The sequence below is a fragment of the Saccharothrix sp. NBAS 001 genome, from assembly GCF_056640475.1.
Map to the genome: position 1 here is coordinate 3,925,124 of NZ_CM153251.1, position 21,575 is coordinate 3,946,698.

General features: G+C 72.0%; 18 protein-coding genes. 11 read left to right on the forward strand and 7 right to left on the reverse strand.

Annotation, left to right across the window (positions count from 1 at the left end):
• Positions 1 to 9: 9 nt before the first annotated feature.
• From AC0HI0_RS16345 to AC0HI0_RS16355, 3 genes are read right to left on the reverse strand one after another with little or no spacing between them, the layout of a single operon-like run.
• The gene (locus AC0HI0_RS16345; RefSeq protein ID WP_480933217.1) at positions 10 to 1,617 is read right to left on the reverse strand and encodes an acyl-CoA dehydrogenase family protein; all 1,608 of its coding nucleotides are present in this window, start codon (positions 1,615 to 1,617) and stop codon (positions 10 to 12) included.
• Positions 1,614 to 3,233 carry an acyl-CoA dehydrogenase family protein gene (locus AC0HI0_RS16350; protein WP_480933218.1) on the reverse strand — a complete coding sequence of 540 codons (1,620 nt, stop codon included), beginning with the start codon at positions 3,231 to 3,233 and terminating at the stop codon, positions 1,614 to 1,616. Before AC0HI0_RS16350 ends, AC0HI0_RS16345 begins: the two co-directional genes overlap by 4 nt.
• A complete protein-coding gene (locus tag AC0HI0_RS16355; RefSeq protein WP_480933219.1) occupies positions 3,230 to 4,954 on the reverse strand; it encodes a fatty acyl-AMP ligase in 1,725 nt (574 codons plus the stop codon). The genes AC0HI0_RS16350 and AC0HI0_RS16355 overlap by 4 nt, the downstream gene beginning before the upstream one ends.
• A gap of 300 nt (positions 4,955 to 5,254) precedes the next feature.
• Here AC0HI0_RS16355 and AC0HI0_RS16360 point away from each other — a divergent pair, with 300 nt between their 5' ends.
• From AC0HI0_RS16360 to AC0HI0_RS16380, 5 genes are read left to right on the forward strand one after another with little or no spacing between them, the layout of a single operon-like run.
• Complete coding sequence (locus tag AC0HI0_RS16360; protein ID WP_480933220.1) at positions 5,255 to 6,220, forward strand: ABC transporter ATP-binding protein; 966 nt, start codon at positions 5,255 to 5,257, stop codon at positions 6,218 to 6,220.
• Complete coding sequence (locus tag AC0HI0_RS16365) at positions 6,217 to 7,017, forward strand: ABC transporter permease (protein ID WP_480933221.1); 801 nt, start codon at positions 6,217 to 6,219, stop codon at positions 7,015 to 7,017. Before AC0HI0_RS16360 ends, AC0HI0_RS16365 begins: the two co-directional genes overlap by 4 nt.
• Before the next feature lie 22 nt (positions 7,018 to 7,039).
• Positions 7,040 to 7,735 (forward strand): thioesterase II family protein, encoded by a 696-nt coding sequence (locus AC0HI0_RS16370; RefSeq protein ID WP_480933222.1) that lies wholly within the window; start codon positions 7,040 to 7,042, stop codon positions 7,733 to 7,735.
• Between the two features lie 25 nt (positions 7,736 to 7,760).
• Entirely contained in the window at positions 7,761 to 8,585 is an 825-nt protein-coding gene (locus AC0HI0_RS16375; RefSeq protein WP_480933223.1) for an SDR family oxidoreductase, read from the forward strand.
• Positions 8,582 to 10,972, forward strand: coding sequence for a non-ribosomal peptide synthetase (locus AC0HI0_RS16380; RefSeq protein WP_480933224.1), 2,391 nt, complete (start codon positions 8,582 to 8,584; stop codon positions 10,970 to 10,972). Before AC0HI0_RS16375 ends, AC0HI0_RS16380 begins: the two co-directional genes overlap by 4 nt.
• Positions 10,973 to 11,002: 30 nt before the next feature.
• On the opposite strand, the gene AC0HI0_RS16385 is transcribed toward AC0HI0_RS16380, so the two are convergent.
• Complete coding sequence (locus tag AC0HI0_RS16385; protein WP_480933225.1) at positions 11,003 to 11,371, reverse strand: carbohydrate-binding protein; 369 nt, start codon at positions 11,369 to 11,371, stop codon at positions 11,003 to 11,005.
• Between the two features lie 461 nt (positions 11,372 to 11,832).
• On the opposite strand from AC0HI0_RS16385, the gene AC0HI0_RS16390 reads away from it, so the two are divergent.
• The gene (locus tag AC0HI0_RS16390; protein WP_480933226.1) at positions 11,833 to 12,048 is read left to right on the forward strand and encodes a hypothetical protein; all 216 of its coding nucleotides are present in this window, start codon (positions 11,833 to 11,835) and stop codon (positions 12,046 to 12,048) included.
• Positions 12,049 to 12,210: 162 nt separating this feature from the next.
• On the opposite strand, the gene AC0HI0_RS16395 is transcribed toward AC0HI0_RS16390, so the two are convergent.
• Positions 12,211 to 12,936, reverse strand: a complete 726-nt coding sequence (locus AC0HI0_RS16395; RefSeq protein WP_480933227.1) for a DUF4386 domain-containing protein — start codon at positions 12,934 to 12,936, stop codon at positions 12,211 to 12,213.
• A 96-nt stretch (positions 12,937 to 13,032) separates the two neighbouring features.
• On the opposite strand from AC0HI0_RS16395, the gene AC0HI0_RS16400 reads away from it, so the two are divergent.
• Positions 13,033 to 13,698 carry a TetR/AcrR family transcriptional regulator gene (locus AC0HI0_RS16400; RefSeq protein ID WP_480933228.1) on the forward strand — a complete coding sequence of 222 codons (666 nt, stop codon included), beginning with the start codon at positions 13,033 to 13,035 and terminating at the stop codon, positions 13,696 to 13,698.
• A 63-nt stretch (positions 13,699 to 13,761) separates the two neighbouring features.
• On the opposite strand, the gene AC0HI0_RS16405 is transcribed toward AC0HI0_RS16400, so the two are convergent.
• On the reverse strand, positions 13,762 to 14,304 hold the full coding sequence (locus AC0HI0_RS16405) for a GNAT family N-acetyltransferase (protein WP_480933229.1): 543 nt from the start codon (positions 14,302 to 14,304) through the stop codon (positions 13,762 to 13,764).
• A 756-nt stretch (positions 14,305 to 15,060) separates the two neighbouring features.
• Here AC0HI0_RS16405 and AC0HI0_RS16410 point away from each other — a divergent pair.
• The gene (locus AC0HI0_RS16410; RefSeq protein WP_480933230.1) at positions 15,061 to 15,246 is read left to right on the forward strand and encodes a hypothetical protein; all 186 of its coding nucleotides are present in this window, start codon (positions 15,061 to 15,063) and stop codon (positions 15,244 to 15,246) included.
• A 151-nt stretch (positions 15,247 to 15,397) separates the two neighbouring features.
• On the forward strand, positions 15,398 to 15,769 hold the full coding sequence (locus AC0HI0_RS16415; RefSeq protein WP_480933231.1) for a hypothetical protein: 372 nt from the start codon (positions 15,398 to 15,400) through the stop codon (positions 15,767 to 15,769).
• 883 nt (positions 15,770 to 16,652) lie between these two features.
• On the opposite strand, the gene AC0HI0_RS16420 is transcribed toward AC0HI0_RS16415, so the two are convergent.
• The gene (locus tag AC0HI0_RS16420) at positions 16,653 to 20,087 is read right to left on the reverse strand and encodes a hypothetical protein (protein WP_480933232.1); all 3,435 of its coding nucleotides are present in this window, start codon (positions 20,085 to 20,087) and stop codon (positions 16,653 to 16,655) included.
• Between AC0HI0_RS16420 and AC0HI0_RS16425 the strand changes: the two genes are divergently transcribed.
• Positions 19,998 to 20,921, forward strand: coding sequence for a hypothetical protein (locus tag AC0HI0_RS16425; protein WP_480933233.1), 924 nt, complete (start codon positions 19,998 to 20,000; stop codon positions 20,919 to 20,921). The two genes, AC0HI0_RS16420 and AC0HI0_RS16425, sit on opposite strands and share 90 nt — an antisense overlap.
• 408 nt (positions 20,922 to 21,329) lie before the next feature.
• Positions 21,330 to 21,461, forward strand: coding sequence for a hypothetical protein (locus AC0HI0_RS16430; RefSeq protein WP_480933234.1), 132 nt, complete (start codon positions 21,330 to 21,332; stop codon positions 21,459 to 21,461).
• Positions 21,462 to 21,575 lie beyond the last annotated feature (114 nt).

A 21,575-nucleotide genomic window follows, 5' to 3' on the forward strand; every position in this document is an offset into this window, starting at 1 on the left:
GGTGCGGGGTCAGACGGCGAGCGTGCGGGCGGTCAGTCCGAAGGACCGGCCGGTGCGGTGGCGGTCGAGCAGTTCGGCGAGCAGCGCGTCGGCCACCGGTTCGGGCAGCGGCGCGCGGGGGTGGTCGGCGCGGTGCAGGGCGGCGCGCGGCCACACCGGGTCGGCGAGGAAGCCGTCCGGTTCGGTGGCGTGCACCCGCCGCCACGCGGTGCGGGCGAGCAGCCGGACGTACCGGGTGGTCAGGTCGTAGTGCGCGGGCGGCGCGTCCACGCCCAGCGCGGCGGGCGGCAGCGGCGCGCAGGCGGCGGCGAGGTCGGCCAGTTCGGCGCGGTCGGCGTCGTCGGTCGCGGTGGTCCACGGGTCGCGTCCGCTCGCGTGCAGGGCGAACCCGTCGAACGCGGCCGGCGGCAGGCCCGCGCGCAGGTCGAACAAGCCGTCGGGCACCGGCGCGGGCCTGCTCGTCCAGCCCCGGGCGGCCAGTCGCGGCAACTGCGGCAGCAGCGTGGACTGGCAGGCGGCCCGCGCGACGTGGCCGAACCCGACCGGGGCCAGGTCGCGCAGCAGCTTGCCGAACAACGCGCGCGGTCCGCCGCGCAGGTAGAAGTGCGCGCCGAGCAGGTCGGCGAGCCGGTCCGCCGCGTCGAGCAGCAGGCGCGGCACGGCGATCTTGACCGCCGCCGAGTACAGGCTCGCGGCCTCGGGCGCGAGGTGCAGGGCGCGCAACCCGACCGCGGCGAGCACCTCCGCGCGCAGCAGGTCGGCGAACACCCCGGCGAGCACGGACCGGACGTGCGGCAGGTCCAGCGCGACCCCGCCGTACAGCCGGCGGGCGGACAGGTGGTCGAGCGTGACGCGCAGGGCGGTGTCGAGCACCCCGGTGGCCATGGCGGGCAACGCGGTCCTGGTGACCTGGAAGGCTTTCAGCGCGATCTCCAGGCCGGTGCCGGTCCGCCCGAGCACGGCCGTCGCGGGCACCGGCAGGTCGGTGGCCTCCAGGCCGCCGAGCAGCACGCCGCGCATCCCGGCGGTGGCGGCGCGCGGCAGGTCCACCGCGCCGGGCAGGCTCGCCCGGTCGAGCAGCAACAGCGAGTGGGACCGGGGGCCGGGTCGCGGGTCGGTGCGCGCGAACAGCACCAGGGCACGCGCCCGGCCGAGGTTGGCCACGACCTCCTTGCGGCCGGTCAGCCGCAGCCCGCCGGCGGCCGGCGTGGCCGCGAACCCGGCATTCGCCAGGTCGTTGCCGTGCGCGGTCTCGTGGAACGCCGCCGCGATCCGCCCGCCGGGCAACAGCACCCCGGCGGCGTGCTCGGCGTGCCCGTCCTCCCCCGCCGCCCAGACGGTGGCCGCCGCGATGAACGAGCCGACGCCGTAGCCCAGTCCCAGCGCGGGATCGCGGCGGTACACCGAGCGCAGGACCTCCACGAGGTGGTCGAACCGGTCGAGCCGGCCGCCGTGCGCGACGGGCACGAACTCCGCGTTGAGCCCGTAGCCGGTCAGCGCCGCCTCTCCGGCCGCCCACGGCCGGGCGCTCTCGTCGGCGGCCAGGACTTCCTCCGCCACCTCGGCCGGCGGGCCGAGCAGGCGTTCCAGCGCGTCGGCGCGGGCGGGCGCGGTCATCGCGCCACGTCCAGCAGCGGGCCGCCGTGCCCGGGTAACGCACGGGCCACGGCGTCGGCCAAGTCGTCGTCGGGCCGTTCCAGCAGGTGCGCCAGGCACGCCCGCACCCACCGCGCTTCCGTCCACAGTGGACTATCGGCGCGGTCGACACCCTCAAGCCACAGGGAAAGGCACGCCGCCGCCGCGTACAGCGCTTCGTAGCGCTCGGCCAGCGGGTAGGCCGACGCGGGCAGGCCACCCGCGACCGGGACGAAGTCGAGGGCCTGCGCGCGGACCCCGTCCACGGCCGCCAGGAGCGGCCCGGTCAGCGAGATCAGGCCGGGCGGTGCGAGCGGGTGGGCGCGCACCCGCTCGACGGTCTCCGGCAGGGCCTGCACCAGGCTGCACCCGGTGGCCGAGACCAGCGCGAGCCGGTCGCGGTCGAACGCGGGCAGGGGCCCGGCCTGGGCGGCGCGCAGCCCGGCCGCGTCGGTCCGCCGCCGGTCGAGCGCGCGGCCCAGCCTGGGCAGCTGGTTGAGCAGCAGCGTCCGGTTGACCACCGTGCTGCCGTCGAAGATCCCGACCACCCGGTGGTCGCGCTCGACCTTCGCGAACCCGTCCGGTTCGACCAGGAAACCCCGGGCCCCCAGCAGTTCCGCGAGCAGCCCCAACGCCTCCTGGACCGCCGTGGGCACGAACGCCTTCGCGATCGCGGAGACCACGCCGAGTTCACCGGGCAGGGCGTGCACCGAGCGGGCGGCGTGCACCGCGACCGCCTCGGCCGCCAGCACCAGGGTGGCCGCGCGGCCCAGCGCGCGGCGGGCGTGCGGCAGGTCGGCGAGCGGGCGGCCCTGCACCCGCCGCCCGGCCACGAAGTCGCGGGCCAGGCGCAGCGCGTGGTCGGCCGCGCCCAGCGACAGCGAGGTGCACGCGATCCTGGTGATCTGCAACGCCTTCAGCACGATCGGCAGGCCGTCGCCGGGCCCGCCGACCAGTCCGGACCCGGGCACCGGGGCGGCGTGCAACGCGAACCCGCTGATGTCCGCGCCCCGGATGCCGTGCGTGCGGGCCTTGGGCAGGCACCGCCAGGCGTCCGCCGACCGCCGGCGGTCCACCAGGAACAGGCCGAACCCGCGCCCCCCGCCGGCCGGGTCGGTGCGGGCCAGCACGCACGCCAGGTCCGCCCGGCTGCCGTTGTTGATCGGCCACTTCGCGCCGTCGACCCGCCACCCCGGCCCCACCGGGGTGGCGGCGACCTCGCCGGCGAGCAGGTCCGCGCCGTGGTCCGCCTCGGTCAGCGCCAGGCACACCGTCGCGCCCGACCGCACCCGCTCGGCCAGCTCCGCGACCTGCGCCGGCGTGCCCCCGACCCACACCGGGGTCGAGCCCAGGAACGTCTTGCCGTGCGCGATCGCCACCGTGAGGTCGCGCCGGGCGACCGCGCGCAGCAACCGGACCGCGTGCGGGAAGTCGGTGTCGGGCCCGAGGACGTAGTGCGCGGCGAGCCCGACCCGGTCGAGCACGTCCACGGCGGCGGCCGGGAACTCCTCGCGGTCGTCGGCCGCCGCGAGCACGGCGGGCGACCACGCGCCGGGGTGCTCGTCGAGCGCCCGTTCCAGGTCGGCGAGCGTGGTCACGCGACCACCGGCCGGTCCGCGTCGGGCGGGCGTCGGTCCAGGGCGTCGGCCAGGTACTGCGCGCGGGTCGCGACCCGTTCGACCTTGCCGCTGGTGGTGCGGCGCACCGCGCCCGGCCGGACCAGCGCGACCGCGCCGACGGCCACGCCGAACTCGCGGGACACCGTCCGCTTCACCCCGGCCGCGACCGCCCGGACCAGGTCCGGGTCGCGGTGCCCGTGCATCTCGTGCACCACCACGACGGTCTCGTCCTCGTCGTGGCCCGCGGTGAAGACCGCGCCGTGCAGGCCGGCCAGCTCCGGGTGGGCGGCGCGGAGTTCGTCCTCCACGTCCTGCGGGTGCAGCGTGCGCCCGTGCAGCACGATGACCTCCTTGCGCCGCCCGGTGACGAACAGGTCGCCGTCGAGCAGGCCGCCCAGGTCGCCGGTGCGCAGGAACGGCCCGCGCCCGTCGGCGGTGCGCGCCCCGAACGCGGCGGCGGTGGCGGCCTCGTCGCCCCAGTAGCTGGCCGCGACACCCGGTCCCCGCAGCCAGATCTCGCCGATCCGGCCGGGGCCCAGGTCCGCGCCCGAGGCGGGGTCCACCACCAGCAGCTCGCCCGTGCGGACCGCGCCGCAGCCGACCAGTTCCCGGGCGGGCGCGCCGGGTTCGGCGCGGCGCAGCACGTCGCGCTCCAGCGCGGTGGCGTCGACCGGGACCGGCACCGGGACCCGGTCGGGCGTGCAGGTGACCAGGAGCGTCGCCTCGGCGAGGCCGTAGGAGGGCACCATCGCCTCGGGGCGGAAGCCGGCGCGGGCGAACCGCGCGCAGAACCGTTCGACCGTGCCCGCGCGGACGGGTTCGGAGCCGTTGACGACCCCGACCACGCGGGAGAGGTCCAGGTCGGCGAGCTGCTCGTCGGTGACCCGGCGGCAGCACAGGTCGAAGCCGAAGTCCGGGGACGCGGTCGCCCGCACGTCCAGCCGGTCGAGCAGCCGCAGCCACAGGTGCGGCCGGCGCAGGAACGCGACCGGGGCGAGCTGCACGTACCCGCCGCCGCGCAGCACGCCCGGCAGCAGCAGCCCGATCAGGCCCATGTCGTGGTGCAGCGGGATCCACCCGCCGAACCGGTCGCCCGCGCCGACGCCGTGCGCCGCGACGATCGAGTCCACGTTGGACAGCAGGTTGCCCTGGCCGACCACGACACCCTTCGGCGCGCCGGTCGAGCCCGAGGTGTACTGCAGCAGCGCCGGCACGTCGAGGTCGACGGGGTGCACCGGGCCGGGGTCGCCGTCGTCCGCGTCGGTGGCGTGCAGCGGCGCCCGCACGCCCTCCTGCGCGGCCCACGTCCGGACCGAGGGCTCGGTGGCGGTGTCGGCCAGCAGTGCCCGGACCCCGGCGTCGCGGGCGATGCCGGCGAGCCTGCGCCGCTCGTGCGCGAACCGTCCGGGCGGGGGCGCGGGCACCGCCACGACGCCCGCGCGCAGGCAGCCCAGGAACGCCGCGGCGAACTCCGGCGCGGTGGCCGACAGGAGCAGCGCGCGATCACCCGGAGCGAGGCGCGCGGTCAGCCAGGCAGCCGTGCGGCGGACCCGCAGATCGAGTTCGGAGTAGGACTCCGAAAACAGTTCGGGCGAGTTCGACAAATCGGTCACGAAGGTCACTGCCGAGTCGTCCGGGTGCCTGTCGAGGCGATCTAGGAAAAGTCTCGACAATGCATTGAGTGGCACATTCGAGCCCACGGTCGACCCCCTTCCACCGGGACGTGACGGTACCTCCGCAAAGCCCGCACAACGATGTGGCGCAGATCACATATTCCCCGTCGAAGTGCCCGGAGAGAGCCACCGACAACGGCGCTACGAGCACAGATGTGGACTCGACCGGCCATTCGGGACGGATCGTCGCCACTTCGGCACCCTGCTACATTGCCCCACGTCAGCACCAGAGAGAGCGCTACCACGAAATAGCCCCGGAGCAAAAGGGGCGACGCTGCAAATTTCGCGTTAACGGCGCGGAAGACTCGGTGGACGACGGAGGCAGGGGTGGCACAGCGGGACGCGGAGTCGATGGTGGTGGTCCGCGAATTGCACAAGTCGTTCACCGGAGTGGCAGCTCTGAACGGAGTAGACCTGCGGCTCGAAACGGGCGAAGTGGGCGCCCTGCTCGGTCCGAACGGAGCAGGGAAGACCACCTTGGTGCGGATTCTGGCCACGCTGCTCCGACCGGATTCCGGGTACGTCCGGGTGGCCGGGTGGAATGTCCTCGGCGAACCGGACGAAGTACGTGCGGCAATCGGGCTCACCGGGCAGAACTCGATGGTCGACGGGATGCTCACCGGCCGGGAGAACCTGCTGCTGGTCGCCCGGCTGCGCGGCGCGCGCGGGCAGGCCGCGCGCACCGCGGCCGACGACCTGCTGGACCGGTTCCGGCTCACCGACGCGGCCCGCCGACCGGCCGGCGGCTACTCCGGCGGGATGCGCCGCCGGCTCGACCTCGCCGCGGCGCTGGTCGGCGGACCCCGGCTGGTGGTGCTGGACGAGCCGACCACCGGGCTCGACCCGGAGAGCCGTCTCGACACGTGGGACGCGGTCGCCGACCTGACCGCGCGGGGCACCACCGTGCTGCTGACGACCCAGTACCTCGACGAGGCCGACCGGCTGGCCGACCGGATCACCGTGCTCGACGGCGGCCGGGTCGTCGCGGCCGGTACCGCCGACGAGCTGAAGTCCGCCGCCGGGGTCAGCCGGGTGGTGCTGTGCGTGGCCGAGGACCACCAGCTCGGGCCCGCCGCGCGGGTCGCCGGCCGGGCGTCGGGCTCGCCGCCCGAGGTGGACCGGCGGGCGCGCCGGGTCGAGGTGGCGGTGACCGACGGGCAGGCCGCGATCGGCCGGGTGCTGGCCGGGCTGACCGCCGAGGGCGTCGAGGTGCTGGAGATCGGGCTGCGCCGGGCCACCCTGGACGACGTGTTCCTGGGGCTGACCGCCGGGAAGCGCCGGAGGGCCGGGTGACCGCGCTGCTGCGGGTCGGTCGCCAGGCCGCCGACCTGACCTGGCGCAACCTGCTGCACCTGCGGCGCACGCCGACCGCGCTCGCGTCCAGCCTGCTGGAACCGGTGCTGTTCGCCGGGCTGATCGGCTTCGTGTTCGGCGGCAGCCTCGGCGGCGCGGCCTACCGCGAGTACCTGGTGGCGGGCCTGCTCACCCAGGCCGTCGTGTTCACCGCGTCGTTCACCACCATCGGGCTGGCCCGCGACCTGCACGAAGGCGTCGTGGACCGGTTCCGCGCGCTGCCGATCGCCCGGATCTCGCTGCTGCTGGCCCGGACCACCTCCGACCTGACCACGTGCCTGGCCAGCGTCACGGTCACCACGGCGTGCGGGCTGGTGCTCGGCTGGCGGCCGCACACCGGGTTCCTGCCGGTGCTCGCCGGGTACCTGCTGGTGCTGCTGTACGCGTTCACCGTGTCGTGGATCGGCGTGTTCGTCGCGCTGATCACGCCGAACGTCCAGGTGGCCGGCAGCCTCGGCCTGCTGTGGCTGTTCCCGGTGACGTTCGTGTCCTCCGGGTTCGTGGCCACCCCGACGCTGCCCGGCCCGCTGGCGGCGGTGGCCGAGTGGAACCCGGTCACCGCCCTGGCCAACGCGCTGCGCGCGCTGTTCGGCAACGCCGCGCCGCCGGGGTTCCCGCCGCAGCGGGGCTGGCCGGCCGAGCACCCGGTGACGCACGCCGTGCTGTGCGCCGCCGTGCTGCTGCTGGTGTTCACCACCTTGTCGACGTGGCGCTACCGCGTGCGGACGAGCCGATGATCCGCACGGGACAGGAGCAGGGATGGACGTGACGTTGGTGTGCCTGCCGTTCGCCGGCGCGGGCGCGTCGTTCTTCCGGCCGTGGGCCGGTGCCGCACGCGGCGCGCTGGACGTGCGACCGCTCCAGCTGCCCGGCCGCGAGGAGCTGATCGACGAGGAGCCGTTCCAGGACGTGCCCACGGCGGTGCGCGCGCTGGCCGACGAGCTGCTGGACTCGCTGCCGCCGGGTGCCCGGGTGGCGCTGTTCGGGCACAGCCTCGGCGCGGTGCTGGCCTACGAACTGGCGCACCGGCTGGTCGCGGCCCCCGGTGTCGAGGTCGTCGGGCTGTTCGCGAGCGGGTCACCGGAACCGGGGCGCGGGCGCGAGCAGCGGGCCACCGGGCTGTCCGACGACGAGTTCCTGGTCCGCGTCGCGGAGTTCGCGGGCTACCGGCACGAGGCGTTGCGGGACCCGGAGATGCGGGAGATGGCGCTGCCCGCGCTGCGCGCCGACGTGCGGATGCACGAGGACTACGCGCCGGGCACCGACCGGCCGCTGCCGGTGCCGATCACCGCGCTGCGCGGCGAGGAGGACGACCTGGTCTCGGTGGCGGACGCGTCGGGGTGGTCCGCCGTCGCGGGCGCGGGATTCGAGCTGGCGGAGTTCCCCGGCGGGCACATGTACCTGACGTCGACCGGTCCCGCACTCGTGCGGCTGATCGCGTCGACCGTCCTGTGAGGACACTGCCGGTGAGGAGACTGCCGTGCGCCTGAGCGACAAGGTGGTGCTGGTGACCGGCGCGGCGCGGGGGCTGGGCCGGGTGAGCGCGGTGGCGTGCGCCGAGCAGGGCGCGGACCTCGTGCTGCTCGACGTCTGCGCCGACCTCCCCGGCGTCGGCTACCCGCTGGGCACCCCCGGCCAGCTCGACCACACCGCCGAGCTGTGCCGGGCGGCCGGCGCGGCGGTGCTGACGGTGGTCGCGGACGTGCGTGACACCCCGTCCCTGCGCGCGGCCGTGGCCTCGGCGCACGACCGCTTCGGGCGGGTCGACGTGGCGGTCAACAACGCGGGCATCGCCGCGCCGTCCGGCAAACCGGTGCACGAGATCGAAGAGGACGAGTGGGCGCTGATGCTCGACGTCGACCTGTCCGGCGCGTTCCGGGTGATCCGCGAGGTCGGCGCGGCGATGTGCGCACGGCGGTCGGGCAGCATCGTGAACATCGCGTCCACCGCCGGCCTGGTCGGCTACCGGCGGTTCGCCGGCTACGTCGCGGCCAAGCACGGGCTGGTCGGCCTCACCAAGGCCGCCGCGCTGGACTTCGCGCCGATGAAGGTGCGGGTCAACGCGGTGTGCCCGGGGTCGGTGCGCGACGACCGGCAGGCGGAGGGGCGGATGCTCGCCGAGATCGCCCGGTCGCTGGAGGTGCCGGTGGAGGAGCACGAGGACGCGTTCACCGCCGCGCAGCCGATGAACGCGCTGGTCGAGCCGTCCGACGTGGCGATGGCCGTGGTGTACCTCGCGGCCGACGAGTCCCGCCAGGTGACCGGGTCGGTGCTGACCGTCGACGGCGGGTTCAGCGCCCGATGAGCCACCCGACGCCCGCGGCCTGCCACGCGCTGCTGATCACCGACCCGGGACCGGTCGACGGCTGCTGGGTGGTGGACGTGCCCGCCCCCGCCGACCACCCGATCGCGGCCCGCCGGCGGGCCACCGAACTCGCCCGGCCGACCACCGACGTCCGCCGCGTGCTGCTGCGCCACGCCGACCGCTCCGAACTGGTCGTGGTGGCCCGCCGGGACTTCCGGGTCGACGAACTTCCCGCCGTGGAAACTTTTCCGGAACCTACATGGTCCACAGTGGACTGGGGGCTCGGCGGCGGCTCCGGCACCGGCACGCACGCGCTGCCGCTGGCCGACCTCGGCGACCACGCCACCTGGTCCGCCGCGTTGGCCACCACCCTGCGCCACTACTCCCCCGACACGCCCGGCGGCGCAGTGGGCCTCCTGTTCACCGGCAGTCCCATCGCAGGTGCCTACACTCCTTGTCTGGCACCGGTTTTCCCGCTGACGATCTCGGTGTTCGAGGACGCCCACGGGCGGTGGCTGCGCTGCGACCACGCCCGCTCGCACGTGTCGGACGAGATCGCCGCCCAGTTCCTCCGACACCTCGACCACGTACGGCGGCAGACGGCCGGGAACGCGGCGGAGGTCGTGCTGCTCGACACCGAGGAACGCGCCCGCGTGCGGGCCCTCGGCCGTGGCCCGGCGTCGACCACCACGCCGGACACGATCCCCGGCGCGTTCGACCGCGTCGCGCGGGCCCGGCCCGACGCGGTGGCGCTGACCGACCGGCGCCGGTCCCTGACCTACCGGGAACTCGACCAGCGGTCCGACGAGGTCGCGCGCGGACTGCGGGCTCGCGGCGTGACCGGCGGGGACCGCGTGGGGGTCTGCCTGCCCCGCACGGCGGAGTTCGTGGTGACCGCGCTGGGCGTGCTCAAGGCAGGCGCGGCATACGTCCCGCTCGACCCGGCGTACCCCGCCGAACGGCTCACCTATACGGCGGAGGACGCCGCCGTGCGGGTACTCGTGACGACCGACGACACCGCGCCCACCGAGGACACCGCGCCCACCGAGGACGCCCGACCGTGGCCTCCCGCCTCCCCCGCCGACCCCGCCTACGTCATCTACACCTCCGGCTCGACCGGTCGCCCGAAAGGCGTCGTCGTCCCGCACCGCAACGTGATCGCCCTGGTCGACGCGACCCGGGACGAGTACGGACTCGGCCCCGACGACGTGTGGACGTGGTTCCACTCGGGCGCGTTCGACTTCTCGGTGTGGGAGATCTGGGTCTGCCTGCTGACCGGCGGACGCCTCGCCGTCGTGCCGCACGAGGTGTCGCGCGACCCCGAGCGGTTCCGCGATCTCCTGGTGTCCCAAGGGGTCACGGTCCTCAGCCAGACCCCTTCGGCGTTCACCCAGCTCCTCGACGTCGACCACACCGACGTGACCGCCCGGCTGGTCGTGTTCGGCGGCGAACGGCTGGACGCCCGGCTGCTGCTGCCGTGGCTGGACCGCCACCCGAAGTGCCGCACGGTCAACATGTTCGGCATCACCGAGACCACCGTCCACGTCACCGCGCTCACCGTCACCAGGGCGCACGCCCTCGCGGGTACCCGTTCGGTGGGCCGTCCCCTGCCGGGGTGGGAGATCCACGTGGTCGACACCGCGGGCGAACCGGTCCCGCCGGGGGTGCCGGGCGAGATCGTGGTGGGCGGCGTCGGCGTCGCGGACGGCTACCTCAACCGGGCGGACCTCACCGCCGAACGGTTCCAGCGCACCGGCTCCGGCGTCGTCTACCGCAGCGGCGACCGGGGCAGGCTGCTGCCCAATGGCGAACTGGAGCACCTCGGCCGGCTCGACAACCAGGTGAAGCTGCGGGGTTTCCGGATCGAACCGGACGAGATCCAGGCCGTCCTGGTGGAGGACCCCGCGGTGCGCGCCGCCGCCGTGGTGCTGCTCCAGGAAGATCCGGACGACCCGGCGACCGCCCGCTTGGACGCGTACGTCGTCCTGGGCTCCGGCGACGCGGCGGCGGTGCGACGACGGGCGCGGTCCCTGCTGCCCGAACACATGGTGCCCGCGACCGTCACCGCCGTGCCGGAACTCCCGTTGACCCCGAACGGAAAGCTGGACGCGTCGCGCCTGCCCGCCCCGTCAGCCCCGCCGGCCCCGCGGTCCGACCCGCACGGCGACGACCTGGCCGGGAAGCTGACGTCGATCTGGAGCGCGGTGCTGGGCACCGACGTGGGGTTGGACGACAACTTCTTCGAGCTGGGGGGCAACTCGCTGTTCGCCGTGCGGATCGGGGCCGCGATGAAGGCCTCCGGCCTGCCCAAGATCCCGCTGCGCGACATCTACCGCCACCTCACCATCCGTCGGCTGCTGACGACGTTGCCCGAAGCGGCGACCTGAACAGGAACCGCCCCCCTTGCACGACGTCGGTCAGGCCGGAGCCCAGAGGCCCACCACGTTCGGCGGCTCCCACCCGGCGATCGCGGTGTGCGACTGGATGCACCGGTAGAGCCGCCCGCCGTAGCCCACGATCTGCCCTGCGGTGTACGTGGTCCCGGCGGCCCACGGCGTGACCGTGACCGTCGTCGTGGTGGTGGGGTTCAACGCCTCGGCCGCCGGGGCCGGCACGAGGCGCTGGAGCGACGTGGCGGCGGACGCGGGCTCGACGCCGGAGCCGTAACCCCAGACGAGGGTCGCCCCGCCCGCCACCGCCAACACGGCCATGACTCGCGCCGCTCGATGCTGGACCTTCACCGTGAGTTCCTCCTCGCGCAAGGGCTTGCGATCGACCTCGCCCACGTTCGCGGACCCGGACAACCCACGTCAATGGGTCTAGACCATTGGAGGAAACACGTCACCCGACCGGCCCGTGGTCCGGCGGCTCCCGGTGACGCCACCGAGAACCGCCGGACGCGTCGAGTCACTGTCGGAGGAACGACACCGCGCCCACCCCGCCGAAGTTCCGGAACTCCCGTGCCCCCAAAGTATCTGCCACCAAACAGAACCGGTTTCGAGCGCGCACCAAGGCCGCCACCCCGACGAAGTTCCGGCACGACAGTCCATTGAGGTCGTACCGCCCGTCCGGAGTCTTCGGTATGGGGCCGGAAGAAGCATCCGGAACGGCGATCCCGGCGGCGTTTCGCGCAGTGCCACAAGGGAATCCACTCGATAGGGAATCCTGATCGCGCGGCATTGTAGACGGTGCCGCGCCTGACTACGCTCACGGTGTCCTTGTGCCACAAAGGAAAAGGGGAAAAGCCTTGTCCAAGACCAAGATCGTCTCCGGCCTTCTCGCCGCGGTGCTCTCCACCGGCCTCATGCTCGGCACGGCCTCGACGGCGAGCGCCGCCTGCGACGGCGAGGTGTTCTCGTTCAGCCACATGGTCGAGGGCACCAGCATCGCCGTCTACTTCGGCAACGCCGGCGGCACCTACTACGGCTCCTTCCGGGGCGCGCGCTTCACCCGCTGCTGGTAGGACCACGCGAAAAGGTGCGGGGCCGGTACCGGCCCCGCACCCAAAATCCCTACACAGCAAGCATTTCTTCAGCCCACCAGAACGCCAAAGCCCCAACAGGCCGATGATCAGGCCACTGTGGACAGATTTGCCCGAGCGATCACCGCCACCGCTCCCCTGCGGTCAGACCGGCACCGCGACCTCCGGCCCCGACCGAGGCGCGACCGTCCGAACACCTTTCACGAGCAGGTAGCCGACCATCCACACCTCGGCGAGCGTCGGTGCCGCCAAGGCGATCGGCGTGAGCACCGGTCCGAGCCCGTCGTCCGACAGGGCGAGCGCGGCGGCCTGGACGAGGTAGCCGAAGCAACCGGCGATCAGCAGCACGCTCAACGGTCGGGGGAACAGCCCGGACCGCCGGACGAGCACACCGAGCGGGAACAGCCACAGCCCGAAGAACACCTGCGCGATCTGGAACCCGGCCGCGTGGAGGTCGAGGAACAGCGGCACCAGGCCGACGGGTTGCGCCGCGTCCCTGGCGACGAGCAGCGCGCCGACGTGGTTGACCAGGTTGACGCTCATGACGCCGACCGCGACGGCGACCAGGGTGACCATGGCCGACGCGGTCTGCCGCCCCACGTGCCCCAGCAGCCGGGACAGCGCCAGCGCCAGCAGCATGAAGGACGCGAGGTGCACCAGGTCGGCCAGCAGCCCGAACCGGAACAGGGTCGAGTTCGCGACAACGGCGGCGGCCGTGGCGGCGGCGTCGCCGGCGACCACGACGGATGACCGCACGTACAGGGCGAACACGCTGAACACCGCCACGAACAGGTAGAGCACCCCCGCCACCCGCGCCAACCGGACCGGCCCCTCCGCGCCGCCCACCACGGCACCAGTCGACAGCCCCACGGCGACCCCTCCTCGCGGCAACGTTCGTACTAAGTACGACATACTTAGTACGGTAGGTTGTCCCGGAGGCGTCCGTCAACCACGGAGGAGATGTCGATGCCAGGCCGCGGACCCGACTCCGCACGTCCGCAGCTGAGTCGGGAGCGGGTCCTGCGGGCCGCGGTGGACCTGGCCGACGAGGCGGGCATCGCCGCGCTGACGATCCGCGCGCTGGCCGAGCGGCTCCAGGTCAAACCGATGTCGATCTACCACTACGTGGCGGGCAAGGAGGAGATCCTCGACGCGATCTCCGACCTCGTCGCGGGGCAGATCGACGTCCCCGCCCCCGGCGACGACTGGCAGGCCGAGATCCGCCGGTGGGCGGCCTCGGCCAGGCACACCCTGGTCCGCCACCCGTGGGCCGTCGTCCTGATGCAGTCCCGCCTGACCCCGGGCCCGGCGACGCTGCGCCACCACGACGCCGTGATCGGCACGCTGCGCCACGCGGGCTTCTCACTCCCGATGGTCGCCCACGCGTTCGCGGCGTTGGACAGCTACATCCAGGGCTTCGCCCTGCAGGAGTCGAGCCTCCCGTTCGACGCCGAGACCGTCGCGGCCACGGCCGACGCCTTCCTGGCCCACTTCCCGACCGAGGACTACCCACACCTCGCCGAGTTCACCGCGCAGCACGTGCTGCGCCCCGGTTACGACTTCGGTGACGAGTTCGAGGTGGGCCTGACCTTCGTCATCGACGGCCTGGCCCGCCTCGACGCCGCGCACTGAGCCCGCGACGCCCCGGTGCCGGCGGTAGGCCCGTCCGCGTGGTCCGCAGCGGCGAGATCCGGCTCATCCGTCCTGCCGGGGTTGTTGCGTGCTGCTGACTTTCCGCTCGAAGAGGCTCATCGGCCAACGTGTGTGTGACGAATCGCCGACGTGCTCGAATCCCGCCTTCTCGTAGTACCGGCGCAGTGCCGGGTTGCCGGCCGTGGCCAGGCGCACGTACTGCCGGTCGTGTTCGGCAGCTTTGCCGGCAACCCAGTCGATGAGCCGGTAACCGAGCGCGGCCCCGCTCGCGCGACGTGCGACCGCGAACCTGGAGATGTAGTAGGCCGGTGCTGTGTCCGAACCCCAGAGTCCGGCCTCGTCTTCGGTGACGACGAGCGTGGCGACGGGATGTCGGACCTGTTCGACCAAAAGCACTTCGCCCACGGCGATCTGCGCCTGGACGGCACCGGCCGGGAAGCGTGGCGGCCACTGTTCGATGCCGCGACCGCGAAGCCAGGCCGCGGCGTCGGACAGGAGGTCGAGCACGACGTCCTCCTCGCCCGGTCGGGCAGGCCGGATGAGGGCCTCGCCGAACAGGGGCTCGGGGCGGGAAAGGATGGCCATGGGTCGATGATGCCCCGAACGGCTCCCGCCAGTCGATTGCCGGATGCGGCCGCACAGCAGGGTCACGCCGGGCACGCCCCCACGATCGCCACGGCCACCCGCCCCGCCGTGCCGGAGTCACGACGGGACCGTTCGGCGCAGCACGGCCGGCACAACGGAAAGCGCAACCGGTACTGCGAATGCTTTCCAAGCAGTACTCCGCCACCACGCCGCTAAACTGTTAACCGACTGCGAGACGCACATCACACGTCAACACCCGAAGAGACGCTGCCTGCGCGTTCAGCGACACCGACAGTCGATTCCGAAGGTATTCCTTCACGGACGAAATAAAGTTCCGACGATACCTCGGTAATCGACTGTTAGCGTCGGACCCGATGGTGCCGCCCGCATCGGACCAGCCAAAACGGGCACCCCGAGGAGATCCCGCATGACGACTCCCCCGCACGTCCTCGCCACCTCCGCAGCAGCGGTGTGACCTCCGCCTTGCCTCCGAGAACGCGCGGAACGGATTCACGTACCCGAGTCGCGGTGCCGGTCGGCGGCAAGTCCGACATTTGAAGGGAATGACTTTGCCGAATTTCTCGCGCGCTCTCGCCACCACTGCGGCCGCCGGTGCCGTGGCCCTCACCATCGGCACAGCCCCGGCCCAGGCCACCCCGAGCCTGGTCTACCTGTACACCAGCACTCTGGCCATCTGCCAGCAGATCGGTGACGGCGGTGTCGCCAACGACGTGTTCTCCCGGTACGAGTGCAGGAGTGGCGTTGCCGGCTACAGCCCTCCTGGTCGAACCGAGCACGGCTTCGATCACCGACGTGCCCGTCTTCACCTCGACGCAATCGACGTGCGAAGCAGTCGGCACCAACGGCAAGAACAACGGCGTCTGGTCGTCGTACCGGTGCCAGATCGGCATCGTCGGCTACACCTTGCTGGTGAGCCGCTAGGCAACGCCCTGGCACCAGGTCAGAGGCTGCCTGATCGTCCTTCCGCCGCCGGCTCAAGCACCACCGCCCGGCCCCGTGCCGACCACATCCGTCAAGGTGCCACGTCACGACACCGGGCCGAGGAAGACCTCCAACACCAAGGAGACCGGAAATGTCGAACCTCTCGCGCGCTGTCGCCACCATCGCGACTGTCGGTGCCGCGGCCCTGACCTTGGGCGCGGGCCCGGCCCAGGCCGAGCCGAACAGGGTCCACCTGATCACCTCCACCAATGCGGTCTGCACGCAGATCGGCACCACCGGCGTCGCCAACGGCGTGTTCGTCAGCTACGAGTGCAAGAGCGGCGTGGGGGGTTACAGCACCCTGGTCGACCCGACCATCACCTCGTTGACCGACGTGCCGGTGTGGACCTCCACGTTGACCAACTGCAATACCGTCGGCAACAACGGCAAGACCAACGGTGCCTGGTCGTCCTACCTGTGTCAGCTCGGCATCGCCGGCTACACCCTGCTGGTCAGCCGCTAGACGAACGAGTCGTCGGGCGATACGGAATCCGACCCGACGATGGTGTGCTCGCGGTGCACAGCGGCGCGCCGCGAGCACACCATCGTCCAGGCGTTCGGCGATCTCGCTCGGACGGCGTTCGACGCGTATTCCTCCGCACTCCGCCTCGGCACGGCTCAGCCGCCTTCCGGGGTGATGTGGCCGCTTCCGCGCGGAGAATGCCGTGATTCACCGCAGCACGGAGATGAACGAGCCGGACCGGAACAGGGCCGTGCGAAGCTCCCCGACGCGCGGTGTTCGTGGTGATGACGGCGTGCCGGGTCGGCCCGCATCCATCGAGGTGGGACGGACGCAGGCAGCACTGCGGGGATCGAGGCGGAAATGTCCATTCCCACCTGGACTCCCGGGCCGGCGGGCACGCCGACGCAAGTGGTCGAGAACCAGCGGCAGTACTACGACCCGCGCTGGGACGGCGGGCGTTGCGGAACTCGGTCACCGCGATGGTCGAGGACATGAACAGCCGCTGGGCCAACCGGTTCGCGGGCGTGGCGGTCTCGTCGTCCCGATCGGAAGGCCGCGCTCACCCGCACCAACCTCGTCGAGTTCAACGGCACCCACGACAACGGCGCGCTCGGCGCTTGGCGGGCCGACTGGCTCCCGGCGATCCTCGGCGGCACCGAGGACAGCTTTCCGCAGCCGCCCTCGCGGGTCGGGTGATCACGGCGGGCGACCATCCCCGCAGCAAGACGATCGTCAGTGGTGGGGCGATCGCCGGTTCGGGCGAGGGACTGCCTGCCGGGCCGGGCCACGCCCGCACCCCTCGCCGGGACGCGGCTCGACGTGCACTTGCCGAGCCCGGCCGCAGTCGGTGGTCGGGGCACCGCACTGTGGCCGGGAGGTCCGGTCAGTTCCGGCGAAGGACCAGGGTTCCGGTACCCCGGCCGTCGAACACCGGGTCCAGCTCGGGGGCGAACGCGACCTTGCCCTCCGGGGTCACGGTGAACCGGTGGAATTTTCCGGTCGGAGTGGTCACCAGGTGATCGCCCGGGAGGAGCAGGAAGTGTTGCGGTTCCCGGGCGCTCATCGTCGGCTTGACGCCGTGCACCCCGAAGGTCGCGAACGACGTCGCCGTGGCGTCGAAGCCGATGCGCACGCCGTGGACGACGAGCGTCGTGGCGTCACGTTTCTCAACGATGTGCCGGACGGCGTCGGGATAGGTGAGCGAGCCGTCGACGTTGAGCGTGAAGGCCACGCCGGTTGCCGTGGCTCCGCCGATCGAATGCGCGCCGGGCAGGAGGTACCAGGTCTTCACCGTCGTGCGGGGGACCGTGCCCACGTAGCCCAACGAGTAGGTCGGGTAGGACACGTCGGTCGCGTCGATGGTCACCCCCTTGCCGCGCACGGTCAGGGTGTTGCCGTGGCCGGTGAGGTAGGCCGCGTACTTCGGATCAGGGGTCGGCGTGCCGTCCAGGCCGACGCTGAACGGGACCTTCACCGACGAGGTCATGGCCAGTTCGTGCAGCCCGGGAAGCAACCTCCACGTCTTCACCTTCTGCTGACCCGCCTGGCCGACCCAGAACAGACCGTAGTCGGGGTACGACGCCCCGGTCACGTCGACCACCACATCCCGACCATGGAACTCCAGCACATTCCCGCCACGCACGACGGCAAGCGGACCGGGCAGACTCACGTCCCCGACCACCCCGTCGAGTCCGACCCGGAAACGCACCGACACCTCGGACGTCATGGTGATCGTGTACTCCCCCGGCATCAAACGCCACGTCCGAGGCTCCGTCGTCTTGTTGTTGCTCTCGACATGCAGAAGATTGAGCAAGGTGTAGGACGTATCGCGGAGATCGACCGTCACCGGCAACCCACGCAACGTCAACGTGGCGGAACCGCTACCACTCAAGACCTTCCCGTACTTGACGTCGTAGTCGACAGTGCCGGCTTCGCCGACCGTGAATTGCAGTGCCGCCGAAGGCGTCATGCTCAGCTCGTGCAGGCCGGGAAGGAGCTTCCAGGTCTTCACCTTGTCCTTGCCCGCCATGCCAAGCCACAAGAAGTTGTAGTCGGAGTAGGACGTCCCGGTCACGTCGACCACCACCTCCCGACCATGGAACTCCAGCACATTCCCACCGCGCACCACCACAAGCGGACCAGGAACACCGACGTCCCCCACCACCCCGTCAGGACCGACCCGGAAACGCACGGACACCTTGGACGTCATGGTGATCGTGTGCTCTCCCGGCATCAGACGCCACGTCCGAGGCGCCGTCGTCTTGTTGTTGCTCTCGACGTGCAACAAGTTGACGGCGACGTACGAAGTATCCCGGAGATCGATCGTCACCGGTGCCCCGAGCAGCGTCAACGTGTCGGAGCCACGCCCACCCAGCACCTTCTGATACGTGGCATCATAATCAACAGTCCCCGCCGGGCCGACGGTGAACTGCACCGTCACCGACGAGTTCATGGCCATCTCGTGCAGGCCGGGGATCAGCCTCCACGTCTTCACCTTCTGCTTGTCCGCCCTACCCAGCCACAAGAGGGTGTAGTCGGGGTAGGAGGTCCCGGAGAAGTCGATCACCACATCCCGACCGTGGAACTCCAGGACGTTCCCGCCACGCACCACCGCAAACGGGCCGGGAATGCCGACATCCCCCACCACCCCGTCCAGACCGACCTGGAAATTCACCAACACCTTCGTCGTCGGCGCGACAACGTGCTCCCCCGGCATCAGACGCCACGTCCGAGGCGCCGTCGTCTGGTTGCCACTCTCGACGTAGTGGAGGTTGAACATGGTGTAGGACGTATCGCGGAGATCGAACGTCACCGGCAACCCGTGCAGGGTCAACGTGCCGGAACCACTACCGCCCAAAACCCTCCGGTACTTGGCGTCATAATCGACGGCGCCGGTCAGGCCGACCGTGAAGAACTGCCTCACCACGCCCGAGAGCACCGCGTGCGCACCTGGCATCAGCTTTGCGGTGTACGACTTCGCCGTGACCGAAGCCACGCCCGAAATTCCTGTCGTGGGGTAGTCGGCACCCGACGCGTCGACCGTGACGGGGAGGCCGCGAACCTGGAGTCGATCGGTGCCACGTCCTCCGAACGCACGATCAAGCCCTCCGCCGTAGGTGACGTGACCATCGTCGTCGACCTTGAACGGCTGCATCGCGCCGCTGCTCGCCGATACCTTGTAGGCACCCGGCACCAACTTCCACTGATGCTTCTTCGGCACGCCGCCGCGGATACCGGCCACGCCCATGGTCGGGTAGTCGGTGTCGGAAGCGTCCACGGTGACCGGAAGACCCTGCAATGACAGCTTTCTCGTGCCCTTCCCCTTGAGGACGCGGTCGTACCGGGAGTCGTACGAGACGTTCCCGGCGGAGTCGAGCGAGAATTCGACCTCCTGGCCGGACGAGGTGCGCAACTTGTGGCCACCACGGGCGAGGTCGACCTGGTGGACGCGGTCCCGGTCCAGTTGGTCGGCGAAGCCGGCGATGAAGAAGTACGGGTAGGACGTGTCGGACACGTCGAAGGCGACGGTCACGAATCCGCCCGCCGGCGTGGTCGTCGTAGTCGACGGCGCGGTGGTCGCCGTCGTGGGCCGCGCGGTGGCGGAGGGGGACGCCTGCGGCGAGGTGACCGGCGACTTCGTGGTCGGGTGCACGACCGGAGGAATGGACGTCGCGGCGGGCGCGGTCGGGTTCGGGGCCGTGACCGGGCTGTCGACGGGTCCGGGTGGTTGCGCCGGGGTCGTCGAAGGCGCGAACGCGGTCGTGGCACCGGCCCCGGGCGACGTGGTCGAGGTCTGGACGACCGGTTCGTCCACCGCCTCGGCTGTCGTGCCGGACTGGGAGGAGACGGCCAACAGGCCCACGGCGACCGACACCACCGCACCCACGGCGACGCGGAGGACGGCAGGGTTCTGCGTCACGAACGTGGTCACGTGGCGCAGCCCTTCATGGCGGCTCGTCCACGATCCCAGCAAGGCGCTCAGGCGGCCGGGCTGCCGGGTCGGTTGCCCGGCCGCGGCGATCACGGGTCGGGCCGCCAGCGCCGTCGACGACAGGGCGGAGGTGGACGACTGCACCAACGTGCGCCCGTCGCGTGCTTGACCGAGCCACCCGATCACGGTGCGCCGCCGGTCGTCTTCCTCCGGCGTGATCAACGCCGGGGGCAGCGCCCAGCGCGCGAGGACGCGGGCGTCGTGGGCACGTTCGCCGCACGCGTCGCAGCCCGTCGTGTGCCCCAGGACTTTGCCGACCTGCTTGGGGTTGAGCACGAGTGCGCGCCCGGCCACCAACTGGTCGGCGGTGAGCAGGTCCTCCAGCATCGCCGCGAGGTCGCCGCAGCGGGCCGCGCCGGTCCGCGCGACCACGAGCGCGGGGATCGCCTTGAGGACTTCGCCGCGCGCCCGGTTCAACTGGCGGTCGACCCGGGCCGGTGTCATGTCGAGTTCGGCGGCCAGCTCGGCGGCGGTGATCTTGCGCTTCTCGCGCACGCTCAACTGCATGTGCGCGGTGAACACGCGGCGCAGCCCTTGGCCGATGCAGTCGACGGCGGCCCGCATGGTCGCCCACAACTCCCGTTTGCCGAGCAGGAATTCCAAGTCGGTCGGGGTGCTCGGAAGGTCGTCGCCGCCGTCGAGTTCCCAGTCCGGTTCCTCCTCCGGGGTGGCGATCTCGGCGGGCGGCTCGTCGCCGGTGTGGTTGGTCCGCGTCCGTCTGAGTTCCTCGTAGTGCTGTTTGAGCAGGTTCGCGGCGATGCCGCGCAACCAGCCGTTGAGCGAGGCGACCTCGGTGTTGCCGTCCGACAGACCTTCCATGGCGCGGACGAAGACCTCGTTGACGTAGGCGTCGGCTTCGCCGGGGTCGCGCAACTTCGCGAGGAAGTACGGCTTCAGGCGGTCCGTGCACCTGTCGTACAGGGCGAGCTGCGCGGACTGGTCGCGCCCGCGCAGCTGTTCGACCAGCTCGGACTCCTCGTACGGGATCATCACCGCACCCCCCTCTGCTGCTTGCGCGCACGGCTCGCGGGCCGTGCAGGTACAGCGAACAACCACTCCCGAGTCGGCTGTCCGCACTTGCGCGGTGAGTGGGCGACGATCGGCCCAGAGGCGCTGTGCGCGGCGGCCGGGCCGAGCCGTCGGCCACCCTGGCACGCCTGACCCGAGGACTTGCCGCGAGGTGCGCCGGGCGAACCCCGGCCGCCGGCGGGAACCCGCTCCATCAGTGCCAGGTCTCCCCCCTGGCCTGCAACCGCTACCGGGAACCGGTGGTCGTCCACTACTCCTCCGTGGGGTCGTCGGGACCGTGTCGGGGATGAGTGGGACGCGTCGCCGAAACCTCCCCGGTTCCGACCAAGATCTTTTCCGGCGTCGCCCCCGAACGCCGCCGGCGGCTGCTGCGGACCGGAGAAGCTCAGTGGGCGCGGACCCGAAAACCTCCCCGCTTTCGGCTCATGTCCTTCGCCACACTTCTTTCCCGGTTCGTTCCGGGGAGGTCCCGGCGGTTCCCGCCACTCGTCCGCTGTCCGCGGCGATCCGCGCCGCGACAACGGAAAAGGGTGAGCATCCATGCGCATCAACAAGTTCACGCCGAGCGCGCTGCTCGTCGGCCTCGTGATGGCGGTCCTGTCCACTTGCGGGATCCCCGCGACGGCGACCGCGTTGCCGTGCCCGACGGTCAGTTGCGTCATGGCCGGCTAGGCACGGGGGCACCACGCGTTGCCGGGGCTGCTGCGATCAGCCCCGGCAACGCCGCTCCCGCACGTCCGCCGGCCGCGCGAACGGGCCGCCGACACCATTGCACCGCGGGCCCGC